Genomic DNA, 12,987 nt, shown 5'->3' on the forward strand with positions numbered 1-12,987 from the left:
GAGTAGTGAAGAAAATTCCTATTTACTACTCACTACTCACTTTTTCTTTTCACCGCTTCGCAATCGGCACGTAGTCGCGTTCCGGCGCACCTGTATAGAGCTGGCGCGGGCGGCCGATCTTCTGGTGCGGATCCTCGATCATCTCTTTCCACTGCGCGATCCAGCCGACGGTGCGGGCGACTGCGAACAGCACCGTGAACATGGTGGTGGGGAAGCCCAGCGCCTTCAGCGTGATGCCGGAATAGAAATCGACGTTCGGATAGAGCTTCTTCTCAATGAAATAGGAGTCGGTCAGCGCGATCTTTTCCAGCTCCATGGCGATGTCGAGCAGCGGATCGTCCTTGATGCCGAGTTCGCCCAGAACCTCATGTGCCGTCTTCTGCATGATCTTGGCACGCGGATCGTAGTTCTTGTAGACGCGGTGGCCGAAACCCATCAGCCGGAACGGGTCGTTCTTGTCCTTGGCGCGGGCGATGAATTCCGGGATGTGGTCGACATGGCCGATCTCGCCCAGCATGTTCAAGGCCGCCTCGTTGGCGCCGCCATGGGCCGGTCCCCACAGGCAGGCGATGCCGGCTGCGATGCAGGCAAACGGATTGGCGCCCGACGAGCCGGCGAGGCGGACGGTTGATGTCGAGGCGTTCTGCTCGTGATCGGCGTGCAGGATAAAGATGCGCTCCATCGCACGGGCCAGCACCGGGTTGATCTTGTATTCCTCGCATGGCACGGCAAAGCACATATGCAGGAAGTTGGCCGCGAAATTCAGCTCGTTCTTCGGGTAAATGAAGGGCTGGCCGATGTGATATTTGTAGGCCATCGCCGCGATCGTCGGCATTTTCGCGATCAGCCGCATCGATGCGACCATGCGCTGATACGGGTCCGAGATGTCGGTGGAATCGTGATAGAAGGCCGACAGCGCGCCGACCACGCCGCACATCACCGCCATCGGGTGCGCGTCGCGGCGAAAGCCGGTGAAGAAGCGCGACATCTGCTCATGCACCATGGTGTGGCGCGTCACCCGGTAGTCGAAATCGTCCTTCTGCGCCTTGGTCGGCAATTCGCCGTAGAGCAAGAGATAGCAGACTTCGAGGAAGTCGCCATGCTCGGCCAGCTGGTCGATGGGATAGCCGCGATGCAAAAGGATGCCGGCATCGCCGTCGATGAAAGTGATCTCCGACTCGCAGCTTGCCGTCGACGTGAAGCCGGGATCGTAGGTGAAGGCCCCGGTGGTGCTGTAAAGCGAGCCGATATCGATGACATCAGGTCCGACCGAGCCGCTTCGCACCTTGAGTTCGTGAGTTTTGCCACCGAACTCAAGTTTTGCAGTCGACGCCTGGGTTTTGCCGCCAAATTCCATTTTTGTCGCAGCTTCGGACATTGCAAACTCCTTTTGGTTTTCTCATGCCGGCAAAGGCGAAATATCTGCAACGCAACACGTCGAAAGGATCGGAGTCCGCGCGTTTGCGCCCGCAATTGGATTTGCGTGCCAAATTGGGCCAAGACCTAATGTTGCACTGCGAAACCCACCTTTCAATGCCAATCTTCTTGGGCCAGTTTTGCTAATCGATTTGATCCGCGACGCGCGCCAGGCTTTCCTCGCGACCAAGCACGGCAAGCACGTCGAACACGCCGGGCGAGGTGCTCTTGCCGGTGAGCGCGGCACGCAAAGGTTGGGCCACGGCGCCGAGCTTATGGCCGCCGGCCAGCGCATATTCGCGGATCGCGGCTTCCGCCGCTTCGGCCGTCCAGTCGCCTGAAATCGTCTTCAGCGCCACGTGCGCGCCCCGCAGGATCTCGCGCGCCTCACCGCCGAGCAATGCAGCCGCCTTCTCGTCGATCGGCAGCGGGCGCTCGGCAAACAGGAAGGCGGCACCGTCGGCCAACTCAACCAGCGTCTTGGCGCGCTCCTTCAGGCCGGGCAGGGCGGCAAGCAACTGCGCCTTGCGCGTGTCGTCGAGGCGCGCGGCGATCGCCGGGCCGCCTTCGAGATAGGGCAAGGTGGCGATGAAGATATCGAGCAATTCGGCGTCGTTCATGCGGCGCATGTGCACGCCGTTCAGCGCCTCGAGCTTGGCGAAGTCGAAGCGGGCGGCTCCCTTGTTGACGTCGCCGATGTCGAACCACGCAATCATGTCGGCGATCGACATGATCTCGTCGTCGCCGTGGCTCCAGCCGAGCCGCGCTAGGTAGTTGAGCAGTGCCTCGGGCAGATAGCCCATGGCACGATAGGCTTCGACGCCGAGGGCCCCGTGCCGCTTCGACAGCTTGGCGCCGTCGGCGCCATGGATCAGCGGGATATGCGACATCGACGGCACGTCCCAGCCCATGGCTCGATAGATCACCATCTGGCGGGCGGCATTGGTCAGATGGTCGTCGCCGCGGATGATGTGGGTGATGCCCATGTCATGGTCGTCGACGACGACGGCATGCATATAGGTCGGATTGCCGTCCGAGCGCAGGATGATGAAATCGTCGAGATCCTTGTTGGGAAAGCGGACATCGCCCTGCACGAGGTCATGCACCACCGTCTCGCCGTCGGCCGGCGCCTTGATGCGGATGGCGCCCTTGGCGCCGGCCGGCGCCTCCGACGGGTCGCGATCGCGCCAGCGGCCGTCATAGCGGGGAGGCAGCCCCTTGGCCCGCGCGCTCTCACGCATCGCCTCCAGCTCAGCCGGCGTCGCATAGCAGTAATAGGCCTTGCCGAGGCGTACCAGCTCCTCGGCGACAGCGCGGTGGCGCGGCGCGCGTTCGAACTGCGATACCGGCTCGCCGTCCCAGGTGAGGCCGAGCCAGGAGAGCCCCTCGAGAATGGCGGCGGTTGCCGCATCGGTCGAACGCTCACGATCGGTGTCTTCAATGCGCAGCAGCATCTTGCCGCCGGTGTGTTTCGAATACAGCCAGTTGAACAGCGCCGTCCGGGCCCCGCCAATATGCAGGAAGCCGGTGGGCGACGGGGCAAAACGGGTGACGACCTTGTCGGACATGGAACTCTCGGGTAAGTGCAGGAAACCGATGTGGTTGCGCGGACTTTCGCGCGTCGCGCGTTCATGTAGCATAGGAGGTCAAGGGCGCAAGGGGCAGACCCGATGGCTGGACCAGGCCGCGGCGTGGACGAGAGCGAGGGCGCGATCGCGAGCGTCAGCGAACGATCGCTGTTTGCCGACGTTTCTCCCGTCGAGCCGCTACCCGTTTCGCTGCCTGCGTCGCACCCCGGCATCCAGCCTCTCTCGCCGGACCGCTCCGCGCCAATACCGGCTCCAATACCCGGGCCTGTCGTTCATTTCCGCTGTCTTTCACTATCCGCTATCCGCAACAGCGTGGTTTCGGCGGCGGGCATGGAGCTCGACCGCGGCGTCGCCTTCCTGCTGGTGCCGGTTTTCCTGGCATCCGGAGTGATCGTCTATTTCTCGCTTGCCGTGGAACCGGACTTTCCGCAGCCCATTGCCGTGGTGGTCCTCACGGCATTGTGCGCAGCGGTCACGCGGTCATGGCGCAAAACACATTTGTGTTTCATGGCAGCGTTGCTGTGCGCGCTCGGTGTGCTCGCCGCCAAGGTTGAAACCTGGCGCGCGGGAACGCAGATGCTCGGTTCGGTAATCCAGACCCAACTCACCGGCCGCGTCGTCAGGCTCGACCAGATGGCGAACGGCCGGATCAGGCTGACCCTCGACGTGATATCGACCGCCCGGCCGACACTGCGTTATGCACCGGAACGTGTCAGGGTTTCGGCACGCAAAATTCCCGCTGAGATGACCGCAGGCTCGGTGGCAACCGGCTATGCAAGGCTTTTGCCTCCGACTGGCCCGGTTCGGCCCGACAGCTATGACTTCTCCTTTGACAGCTATTTCGCCGGTATCGGCGCCAGTGGCTTTTTCCTCGGCAATCCGAAGATCGTCGCTTCCGAAGATGCACCGTTAGCAGCGCGCCTTTCTTCGTCGATCGAAAAGGCGCGTGAAACCATCGCCGACCATATCAGGGACAGCATCGGTGGCGCCGAGGGGGAGATTGCCGCTGCGCTGATCGTCGGCGTGCGTACCGGCATCCCCGAAGAGATCAACGAATCGATGCGGCGCACCGGCATCTACCACATCATCTCCATTTCCGGCCTGCACATGGCGCTTGTCGCCGGCACCATCATGGGATTGCTGCGCGGCGCCTTTGCGCTGTTTCCCGATTTTTCGTCGCGCCGGCCGGTCAAAAAATATGCGGCTGCAGCCGCACTCCTTTCCATCGCTGCCTATCTCATTTTTTCCGGCATCGTGGTCGCGGCTGAGCGCAGCTTCATCATGCTGGCGGTAATGCTTGTCGCCGTGCTGTTCGACCGGGCTGCGCTCACCATGCGCAATCTTACGATTTCAGCCATCGCCGTCATCGTCGTGTCGCCGCACGAGGTGGTCGGCCCAAGCTTCCAGATGTCCTTCGCCGCGACCGCGGCTCTCGTGGGCGCCTATGCCGGCTGGTCCGACTATCGTGCCGACAAGGCCACGGCGCCGCCACAACGACGGTCACCGGCCGCTTTCGTCACGCGGAAGCTCGTCGCTGGAACAGGCACCATCGCCATGACCTCCATCATTGCCGGGAGCGCCACCGCGCTCTTCGCCATCTGGCACTTCCAGCGCGTCTCGCCGCTCAGTCTGTTTGCCAATCTGGCCGTCATGCCGATCGTCACGGTCGTCATGTTCCTGGCGGTCGTCAGCGCCTTGGCAATGCCTTTCGGCTTCGACGGACCTTTCCTCGACATGATGGGCAAGGGGCTGACGGCCATGATTGCAATATCGGGATGGATCTCCGAACGTTCGCCGGTCGATGCAGTCGGGCTGATTTCGTTGCAGTCGGTTCTGCTGGTGACGGTCGCCCTGGTCATCGCCACGATGGCGACGACATGGTTGCGGCTTGCGGCACTTCCCTTTGCGCTTGCCGGCCTGCTGACGATTTCCGAGACGCGAACCCCCGACGTGCTGATCTCGGAGGATGCGCATCTGGTGGCGCTGCCGATCGGCGGCGGCGAACTTGCCGTCAACCGGGTGCGCTCGAACGAATTCACCACCGACAACTGGAAACATGCGCTGACTTCAGCGACCATTGTCGAGCCGGAGACGTTCGAAAAAGGAGACGTGCGGTTCGACATCGCCGACCCGGCCGACCTGCCGCCGGGAGCGCCTTTCTATTGCACTGCCGGCCTGTGCCTCGCCCGGCATCCGTCCGGCGCGATCATCGCGCTCGCCGACGACCGCAAAATCGCGCGGCCAGCCTGTGCCTTTGCGGACTTGATCGTCATCGACGATGCCACGGCCTATTATAATCCCTGCCGCAACCCGCTGGTCCTCGTCGTGACCAAACGGCAGCTCGCTCGCATGGGCAGTGCCGCCGTCTTTTTCGATCCGCTATCGGCGACGACGCGCGCAGAAATCCGTTTTGCCGTCAAACAGCCATATAGGCCTTGGCATGAGCAGCGGAGATTTTCGCGCGAGGCGAGGGGCCTGCCGCCATACCGTAAGCCTGAGAAACCCAAGAAAGCTGCCGTTCAGTAACGTCGGATCAATCCGACGAGCTTGCCTTGCACCTTGACCCGGTCCGGCCCGAAGATGCGCGTCTCATAGGCCGGGTTGGCGGCTTCCAGGGCGATCGAGGCGCCCTTGCGGCGGAACCGCTTCAGCGTCGCTTCCTCCTCGTCGACCAGGGCGACAATGATCTCGCCAGGCTGGGCGGTGTCGGCGTTGCGAATGATGACCGTGTCGCCGTCGAAGATGCCGGCCTCGATCATCGAATCACCCTTGACCTCCAGCGCGTAGTGCGCGCCGCCTGTGATCATGTCCGGTGGCACCGAGATCGAATGCGTCTGGTGCTGGATGGCATCGATCGGCACACCGGCAGCGATGCGGCCCATCACCGGGATGGAGACAGTGGCAATGACGTCGTCGTCATTGCCGGCCGCAGGCATGCGAGACGGCGCCGGCTTGATCTGTCGGCCGAGGCTGCCCTGCCCAAGGCTGCCCTGAATGACGCTCGGCGAAAATTTGCGCGCCGCATTGAGGCCGGGCGCGATCGAATCGGGCAGGCGCAGCACTTCCAGCGCGCGGGCGCGGTTGGGCAGCCGGCGAATGAAGCCGCGTTCCTCCAGCGCCGTGATCAACCGATGGATTCCCGATTTGGACGCGAGATCGAGCGCTTCCTTCATCTCGTCAAACGAGGGCGGAATGCCGCTTTCCTTCAGCCGCTCGTGGATGAACATCAGCAGCTCATGTTGTTTGCGTGTCAGCATCGCGACCCCCGACAGAATCAGAAAAACAAACCCAGAACAAACACTATCTGTTCCAGTTGTGTTCCGCAACTGTTTAAAGTTTAATGAATGCGTTGACGTTTTGTTCAGCGTAGCATCAGCACGCTGCAGGCGGCACCTGTCGCGGCGGGGGGAGCGAATGGCTCGCGCACGATCAGCCCGTTGGCGTCGGCCAGCATTCTGAGCATCGAGGAATCCTGGATGCCGAACGGCGTCGCCTTGAGCGTGCCCGCGTCTTCCTTCACCACGGCGCGTACATAGTCCTGCCTGATATCGTTGGCCGCCATGGCGGCACCGAGCCGCGCCTGACGCATGTCCTGCCGGTAGGCGCGTCCGCCAAGCCGCGCAAGCAGCGGCTTCAGGAAGAGCTGCGTGCAGACCAGGCTCGCCACCGGATTGCCGGGCAGGCCGATGCAGCGGATGTCGCCCAGCCGGCCGAACATCAGCGGCTTGCCGGGCCGCATGGCGATCTTCCAGAAATCGAGCGTCATGCCTTCGCCGGTCAACACGTCGTGGACGAGGTCGTGGTCGCCGACCGAGGCGCCGCCCAGCGTGACGATGACGTCAGCCCCTGCGTTAACCGCCTTTTTCACCAGCGCGGCAATCGCCTCTTTGCGGTCGGGGGCGATGCCGAGGTCGAGCGCGCTGGCGCCGGCCGAGCGGGCCGCGGCAGCGACGCCATAGGCGTTGGACGAGATGATCTGGTCCGGGCCAAGGTCGCTGCCTGGCGGCAGCAATTCGTCGCCGGTGGCGATGATGGCGACCAGCGGCCGTTTCACCACGCTGACCTGCGGATGGTTGGCCGACGCCGCCAGCGACAACGCCGCCGGATCAAGCAGGCGGCCTTTCTCCAGCAGAACGTCGCCCTTCGAGAAATCGAGCCCGAGGCGGCGGATGTTGCGGCCTTCAACTGTCGACGCGGTCACTTCGATGCTGCCGCCGCCGAGGTCGCGGACATTCTCCTGGATGACGATGGTGTCAGCGCCTGCGGGAAGCGGCGCGCCGGTGAAGATGCGCACGGCCTGCGCCGGGCCGACTGTTCCGGCAAAGCCGCGTCCGGCCGGCGCCATGCCGATCACCGCAAGTGTTGCCGGCACGGAGGCGACATCCTCGGCCCGCACTGCATAGCCGTCCATGGCGGACGCGTTGAAGGGCGGCTGGGTGCGGAGCGCCGCGAGCGGCTCCGCCAGTATCCGGTCGGCGGCGTCCATCAGGGTGACGCTTTCAGCTTGCAAGGGCGCAGCATCTTCAAGCAGGCGCTCGAGCGCGTCGGCAACCGGAAGCAGCGCCATTATTGGCCTGCCTCTTGGGCGTCTACTTTGTAGTCGCCGGATTTGCCGCCGGTCTTTTCCACCAGCCTGATGCCGGAGATCACCATGGCGCGGTCGACCGCCTTAGCCATATCGTAGATGGTCAGGCAAGCGACCGAGACGGCGGTCAGCGCCTCCATCTCGACGCCGGTCTTGCCGGTGACGCGGGCCAGCGCCGTGACCTTCAGGCCGGGCAGCGTCGCGTCCGGTTCGATGTCGACGGATATCTTGGTCAACAGCAGCGGGTGACAGAGCGGGATCAGCTCATGCGTCCTCTTGGCCGCCATGATGCCGGCGATGCGCGCCGTGCCCAGCACGTCGCCTTTCTTGGCATCGCCGTCGAGGATCATCTTCAGCGTTTCTGGCCGCATCGAGACAAGACCTTCGGCGATCGCCGTGCGGGTCGTTTCCGCCTTGTCGCCGACATCGACCATATTGGCTTCGCCTTTCGCGCCAAGATGGGTGAGGGCAGCCGTCATCGTCAGACGGCCTTAGAGCGACGTGCGTCCGTTTGGACGCACATAGTACGCTCTAACACTTTGAATCTATGCATCGTGCTCTCCGAAAACCGATTCCGATTTTCGGGCCGATGCATGGGCCGGCGCCTTGCCGGTCAAAAGCAGGTGCGTTGCGGCGGCCACGTCCTGTTGCCGCATCAGACTCTCGCCGACGAGGAAGGTGCCGATGTCGCTTTTATCAAGCCTGCGGCAATCTTCGTGCGAGAAAATACCGCTCTCGCTGACCAGCAGGCGGTCCGCCGGCACCATCGTCGCGAGCCGCTCCGAAGTATCGAGACTGGTTTCGAACGTCCGGAGGTTGCGGTTGTTGATGCCGATCAGCCGTGACGACAGTTTCAGCGCGCGTTCCGTCTCGGCTTCGTCATGCACCTCGACCAGCGCGTCCATGCCGAGCTCGAAAGCCGTCATTTCGAGCTCCCTGGCCACGGCGTCATCGACGCTCGCCATGATGATCAGAATGGCGTCAGCGCCCCACGCACGGGCTTCGAACACCTGATAAGGCTCGAACAGAAAATCCTTGCGCAAGGCGGGCAATGTCACGGCGCTGCGCGCATCGGTGAGGAATTCAGGCGCGCCCTGGAAGGACGGCGCGTCGGTCAGCACCGAGAGGCAGGCGGCGCCACCTTTCGCATAGGCCCTGGCCAGTGCCGGCGGATCGAAATCGGCTCGGATCAGCCCCTTGGAAGGGCTCGCCTTCTTGATCTCGGCGATCAGCGCGAAGCTGCCGGATTTGCGCTTGGCTTCAAGGGCCGAGAGAAAGCCGCGCGGCGCATCGGTGTCTTTCGCCCGCGCCTTGATCTCGGCGAGCGGCACGCGCGCCTTCGCCGCCGCGATCTCGTCGCGCTTGTAGGCTTCGATCTTGCGCAGGATATCAGACACGGCTCTATCCGTTCGAAATCTCGACCAGCCGGTCGAGCACTTGCAGCGCCCGGCCGCTGTCGATGGCGTGCGCCGCCGTCGCCATGCCGTCGGCAAGCATCGTCGCCTTGCCAGCCACCACCAGTCCGGCGCCGGCGTTCATCAGCACCGTATCACGAAAGGCGCCGGCGGCGCCGCCCAGCATGTCGCGCAGCGCCTGGGCGTTATAGGCGGCGTCGCCGCCGCGCAACTCGTCCTTGGTGTGCCGCTTCAGCCCGACTGCTTCCGGGGTTAGCGTAAAGCTGCGGATCTCACCGCCGACCAGCTCGGCCACTTGGGTTTCGCCAGTGGTGGTGATTTCGTCATAGCCGTCGCCATGGGCGACCCAGGCGTGTTCGGCGCCCAATGCCTTCAGCGTCTCGGCCACCGGCATGATCCATTCCGGCAAGAAGACGCCAACCATCTGCCTGCTGACACCAGCCGGATTGGAGAGCGGGCCAAGCAGGTTGAAGATGGTGCGGGTGCCGAGCTCGACGCGGGTCGGGCCGACATGCTTCATCGCCGGATGATGCGCCGGCGCGAACATGAAGCCGACGCCTGCATCGTGGATGCAGCGGCTGATCGTTTCCGGCGGGATATCGATCTTGACGCCGAGCGCGGTCAGCACGTCGGCGGCGCCGGTCTGCGAGGACAGTCCGCGATTGCCGTGCTTAGCCACCGGCACGCCACAAGCGGCGACGACGAAGGCGGAAGCGGTCGAGATGTTGACGCTGTGCGAATTGTCGCCGCCGGTGCCGACGATGTCGATGGCGTCAGCGGGCGCATCGACACGCAGCATCTTGGCGCGCATCGTGGCGACGGCGCCGGAAATCTCGCTCACCGTCTCGCCGCGCACCCGCAGCGCCATCAGGAAGCCGCCGATCTGGCCGGGCGTAGCGTCGCCCGACATGATGATGTCGAAGGCCTCGCGCGCCTCCTCGAAGGAAAGGGCGGTGCCTGCGGCGACCTTTGCGATATGGGTCTTGAGCGCGCTCATCTGGTCAGGGCTTGGGCAACGGCTGTCTGATCGATACGAACGTCGTATTGCGTCTGCAACTGCGCCACCAACTGGTCGAGCAGGTCGTCGGACATGCCGGATGTGAAGGATTTCTGCGCGTCGTCCGGCACCGAGCTGGCGTCGGCTCCGGCAGGCTCGAAGACTTCGGCAATCTTGAACAGGATCTGTCCGTCGCCGGTGGGCGAGGGGATCAACCCGGTCCCGCCTTCGCCTTCGCCGAACATCGCTGCCGCCCCTTCCTTGCCGAAATCGACGTCGTCCGCCTCGCGCTTGACGCCGCGCTTGGTCTGCTTCTCGAGCTTGAGCTCGCTTGCGATTACATCGAGCGTGGTGCCGGCCTTGAGACGCTTTTCGAGTTCGACCGCTTTTGCGGTGAGCCGCTTGGTCGTTTCCGCCGCCGTCCAGTCGGCCACTACCTTCTGGTGGACTTCATCCAGCGTGCGGTCGCGGGCCGGCGTGATCGAATCCACCTCGTAGAACACGAAGCCGTTGCCGGCGGTGGTGAGGTCGGGATTCTCGGTGCCGGGTTCGGCGTCGAACACCGCCTTGATGAGATCCGGCGATTCCGGCAGGTCGTTGACGATGGTGCCGTCCGGCCTCTGGCCGGTGCGATCGATCGCATCGATAGTGACGACCTTCAGCTTCAGTTTTTCGGCAGCTTGCGTAAGCGTGCTGCCCGAAGCGCGCATGTCTTCGTAGTTGTCATGCACGTCCAGCAGAATGCGGCTTGCCTCGCTCAACGCCAGATCCTTGCGGATCTCGGCGGACACTTCGGCCAGCGGCTTCACCACTTCGGGCTTGATGTCGGTGACGCGCAGCAGCACCGCACCAAAGGCGCCCTGAACGACCGGGCTGATCTCGTTGGCGTTGAGCGCGAAGGCGGCGTCGGCCGCCGCCTTGTCGGCAATCTTGTCCTTGGGCAGCGTGCCAAGCAGCGTGTCGGCTTGCGTCTTGCCTTCGGCGGCAACGATCTTGTCGAAGGTCGCGCCGGTCTTGAGTGAATCGAGCGCGGCCTTGGCGGCATCAGGTGTCTTGAACACGAGCTGTTCGATGGTGCGCGTTTCCGGCGTGGTGTAGCGCCCCTTGTTCTTGTTGTAGTCGTCGCTGACCTGTTGGTCGGTCACGGCACTCAGATCCATAATGTCTTGCGGCTCGAGCCTGACATAGGAGAATTTGCGGTATTCAGGCGCCGCATAGGTCTTCTTGTTTTCCTCGAAATAGGTCGAAAGCACGCTGTCGGACGGCGCTTCAATCGGCTCGACCAGCGATTTCGGTAAAGTCAGGTAGTCGATGGTGCGGTCTTCGCCACGATAGAGCGCGACCGCCTTCAAGAAGGTATCCGGGGTCTTGAGACCGTCCGAAACCGCCTCGACGATCTGCTGGCGCACAGCCACCTGGGCGCGATTCCTGAGATAGTCTTCAGGCCGCATGCCGACCTGTTGCAGTATGTATTCGAAAGTCCTTCTGTCGAAGGTGCCGCCGGGGCCCTTGAAGGCCGGGTCCTCATGCGTGAGTTGGGCCAGGCGGTCCTTGGACAGCCCAAGCCCGAGCTTGCGGGCCTGCTCATCGAGCACTGCACCCGACACGAGTTGCGCCAGCACCTGGTTGTCCAGGCCGAGCGCCGTCGCCTGCTCGCGGCTGATGCGCTGGCCGAATTGCTGCGACATCACGCTGATCTGGCGATCATAGGCGAGACGATACTCGTTGATCGATACTTTGGTGCCTCCGGCCGTGATAACCGCGTCGTGGCCTGCAAAACCACCCAGAAGCTGTCCCGAAATGCCCCAGACGGCGAAGCTCAACACCAACAATATCAGCAGCGCCTTCGCCACCCAGGTCCCCGCCGCGCTTCTCAAGATACCAAGCATGTCACTTCCGATTTTTTGCGCATTTTCGCATGCGCCGAGTCTGAAACAAGCGCAATAGCGTCCTTCCGGCCCACTGTCGATTGCTTTGTGGGCTGAGTTTGGTAGTGAGGACGCAGCCGAATGTTGCCCGGAGAAACAAATCCCATGACGCCAGGAATCCGCCCGCTGGTCGCAGGCAACTGGAAAATGAACGGCACCAGCGCCTCGCTCAACGAACTCAGGATGATCGGCAACGGCTTCATGAGTGGGCTCGATGCGGAGACCGAAGCGCTGGTCTGCGTTCCGGCGACGCTGCTTGCGCACGCCGCAGAGATTTTGTCGCGCACGCCGGTCCGGGCCGGCGGCGAGGATTGCCACACCAAGGAGAGCGGCGCCCATACCGGCTGCATTTCGGCCGAGATGCTGAAAGATGCGGGCGCCAGCCACGTCATCGTCGGTCATTCCGAACGCCGCGCCGATAACAACGAGGACGACGCGATCGTTCAGGCCAAGGCGTCCGCTGCGTGGCGGGCCGGGCTGGTGGCCATCATCTGCATCGGCGAGACGAGAGCCGAACGCGAAGCTGGCGCTACACTCGACGTGCTGTCGCGCCAGATCGCCGGCTCGGTGCCGCCCAACGCCACGGCGTCGAATACCGTCATCGCCTACGAGCCGGTATGGGCGATCGGCACGGGGCTGACGCCGACCGCCGCCGACGTTACGGAGGCGCATGCGCATATTCGCGAAAAACTGTCGGAAAAGCTTGGCAGTGCAGCGGCGAAGATGCGTATCCTCTATGGCGGCTCGGTCAAGCCGTCGAACGCCGTCGAACTGCTTGGCGTGAAAAATGTCGACGGCGCGCTGGTCGGCGGCGCCAGTCTGAAGGCGGCGGACTTTCTCGGCATCGCCGAAGCCTATCGAAATATCTCGTAGCAGCCAGATCCTGTCGGGCACCTCGGATAGGCCATGCCGCAGCGGAAATCGTTTCTGAAGGCGGCGGACTTTCTCGGCATCGCCGAAGCCTATCGAAATATCTCGTAGCAGCCAGATCCTGTCGGGCACCTCGGATAGGCCATGCCGCAGCGGAAATCGTTGCAAAGGGCGCATTGCTTCCCAT

The 12,987-nt window shown here is 63.3% G+C and carries 10 protein-coding genes; 2 read left to right on the forward strand and 8 right to left on the reverse strand.

All coding sequences use genetic code 11. From position 1 onward, the window contains the following. Positions 1-49: 49 nt before the first annotated feature. Together gltA and gltX are read right to left on the reverse strand one after the other, a co-directional pair. Positions 50-1,378: a citrate synthase gene (gene gltA, locus EOC94_RS16040; protein ID WP_095485242.1), complete on the reverse strand. Its 1,329-nt coding sequence runs from the start codon at positions 1,376-1,378 to the stop codon at positions 50-52. A 181-nt stretch (positions 1,379-1,559) separates the two neighbouring features. Next, a complete protein-coding gene (gltX, locus tag EOC94_RS16045; RefSeq protein ID WP_126106487.1) occupies positions 1,560-2,984 on the reverse strand; it encodes a glutamate--tRNA ligase in 1,425 nt (474 codons plus the stop codon). Between the two features lie 102 nt (positions 2,985-3,086). On the opposite strand from gltX, the gene EOC94_RS16050 reads away from it, so the two are divergent. Continuing rightward, positions 3,087-5,531, forward strand: coding sequence for a ComEC/Rec2 family competence protein (locus EOC94_RS16050; protein WP_127291696.1), 2,445 nt, complete (start codon positions 3,087-3,089; stop codon positions 5,529-5,531). Here the strand turns inward: EOC94_RS16050 and lexA are convergent. The 6 genes from lexA to EOC94_RS16080 form a co-directional block, all read right to left on the reverse strand. Continuing rightward, a complete protein-coding gene (gene lexA / locus EOC94_RS16055) occupies positions 5,525-6,262 on the reverse strand; it encodes a transcriptional repressor LexA (protein ID WP_127291698.1) in 738 nt (245 codons plus the stop codon). The two genes, EOC94_RS16050 and lexA, sit on opposite strands and share 7 nt — an antisense overlap. Positions 6,263-6,366: 104 nt before the next feature. Continuing rightward, the gene (gene glp, locus EOC94_RS16060) at positions 6,367-7,572 is read right to left on the reverse strand and encodes a gephyrin-like molybdotransferase Glp (protein WP_095485239.1); all 1,206 of its coding nucleotides are present in this window, start codon (positions 7,570-7,572) and stop codon (positions 6,367-6,369) included. Further along, complete coding sequence (gene moaC, locus EOC94_RS16065) at positions 7,572-8,069, reverse strand: cyclic pyranopterin monophosphate synthase MoaC (RefSeq protein WP_095485238.1); 498 nt, start codon at positions 8,067-8,069, stop codon at positions 7,572-7,574. Before moaC ends, glp begins: the two co-directional genes overlap by 1 nt. 66 nt (positions 8,070-8,135) lie before the next feature. After that, positions 8,136-8,987 (reverse strand): indole-3-glycerol phosphate synthase TrpC, encoded by an 852-nt coding sequence (gene trpC / locus EOC94_RS16070; RefSeq protein WP_095485237.1) that lies wholly within the window; start codon positions 8,985-8,987, stop codon positions 8,136-8,138. A gap of 4 nt (positions 8,988-8,991) precedes the next feature. Continuing rightward, positions 8,992-10,002: an anthranilate phosphoribosyltransferase gene (gene trpD, locus EOC94_RS16075; protein WP_127291701.1), complete on the reverse strand. Its 1,011-nt coding sequence runs from the start codon at positions 10,000-10,002 to the stop codon at positions 8,992-8,994. After that, positions 9,999-11,891: a SurA N-terminal domain-containing protein gene (locus EOC94_RS16080; RefSeq protein ID WP_127291704.1), complete on the reverse strand. Its 1,893-nt coding sequence runs from the start codon at positions 11,889-11,891 to the stop codon at positions 9,999-10,001. Before EOC94_RS16080 ends, trpD begins: the two co-directional genes overlap by 4 nt. Positions 11,892-12,035: 144 nt before the next feature. Between EOC94_RS16080 and tpiA the strand changes: the two genes are divergently transcribed. Then, positions 12,036-12,803 (forward strand): triose-phosphate isomerase, encoded by a 768-nt coding sequence (gene tpiA, locus EOC94_RS16085; RefSeq protein WP_095485234.1) that lies wholly within the window; start codon positions 12,036-12,038, stop codon positions 12,801-12,803. Positions 12,804-12,987 lie beyond the last annotated feature (184 nt).

Source organism: Mesorhizobium sp. M6A.T.Ce.TU.016.01.1.1 (assembly GCF_003997065.1).
GTDB classification, from domain to species: Bacteria; Pseudomonadota; Alphaproteobacteria; order Rhizobiales; family Rhizobiaceae; genus Mesorhizobium; species Mesorhizobium mediterraneum.

Excerpts from the sequence above, each read along its gene's own strand:
- gltA (WP_095485242.1), bottom strand. The coding sequence starts at position 1,378 with ATGTCCGAAGCTGCGACAAAAATGGAATTTGGCGGCAAAACCCAGGCG.
- gltX (WP_126106487.1), bottom strand. The coding sequence starts at position 2,984 with ATGTCCGACAAGGTCGTCACCCGTTTTGCCCCGTCGCCCACCGGCTTC.
- EOC94_RS16050 (WP_127291696.1), top strand. The coding sequence starts at position 3,087 with ATGGCTGGACCAGGCCGCGGCGTGGACGAGAGCGAGGGCGCGATCGCG.
- lexA (WP_127291698.1), bottom strand. The coding sequence starts at position 6,262 with ATGCTGACACGCAAACAACATGAGCTGCTGATGTTCATCCACGAGCGG.
- glp (WP_095485239.1), bottom strand. The coding sequence starts at position 7,572 with ATGGCGCTGCTTCCGGTTGCCGACGCGCTCGAGCGCCTGCTTGAAGAT.
- moaC (WP_095485238.1), bottom strand. The coding sequence starts at position 8,069 with ATGACGGCTGCCCTCACCCATCTTGGCGCGAAAGGCGAAGCCAATATG.
- trpD (WP_127291701.1), bottom strand. The coding sequence starts at position 10,002 with ATGAGCGCGCTCAAGACCCATATCGCAAAGGTCGCCGCAGGCACCGCC.
- EOC94_RS16080 (WP_127291704.1), bottom strand. The coding sequence starts at position 11,891 with ATGCTTGGTATCTTGAGAAGCGCGGCGGGGACCTGGGTGGCGAAGGCG.
- tpiA (WP_095485234.1), top strand. The coding sequence starts at position 12,036 with ATGACGCCAGGAATCCGCCCGCTGGTCGCAGGCAACTGGAAAATGAAC.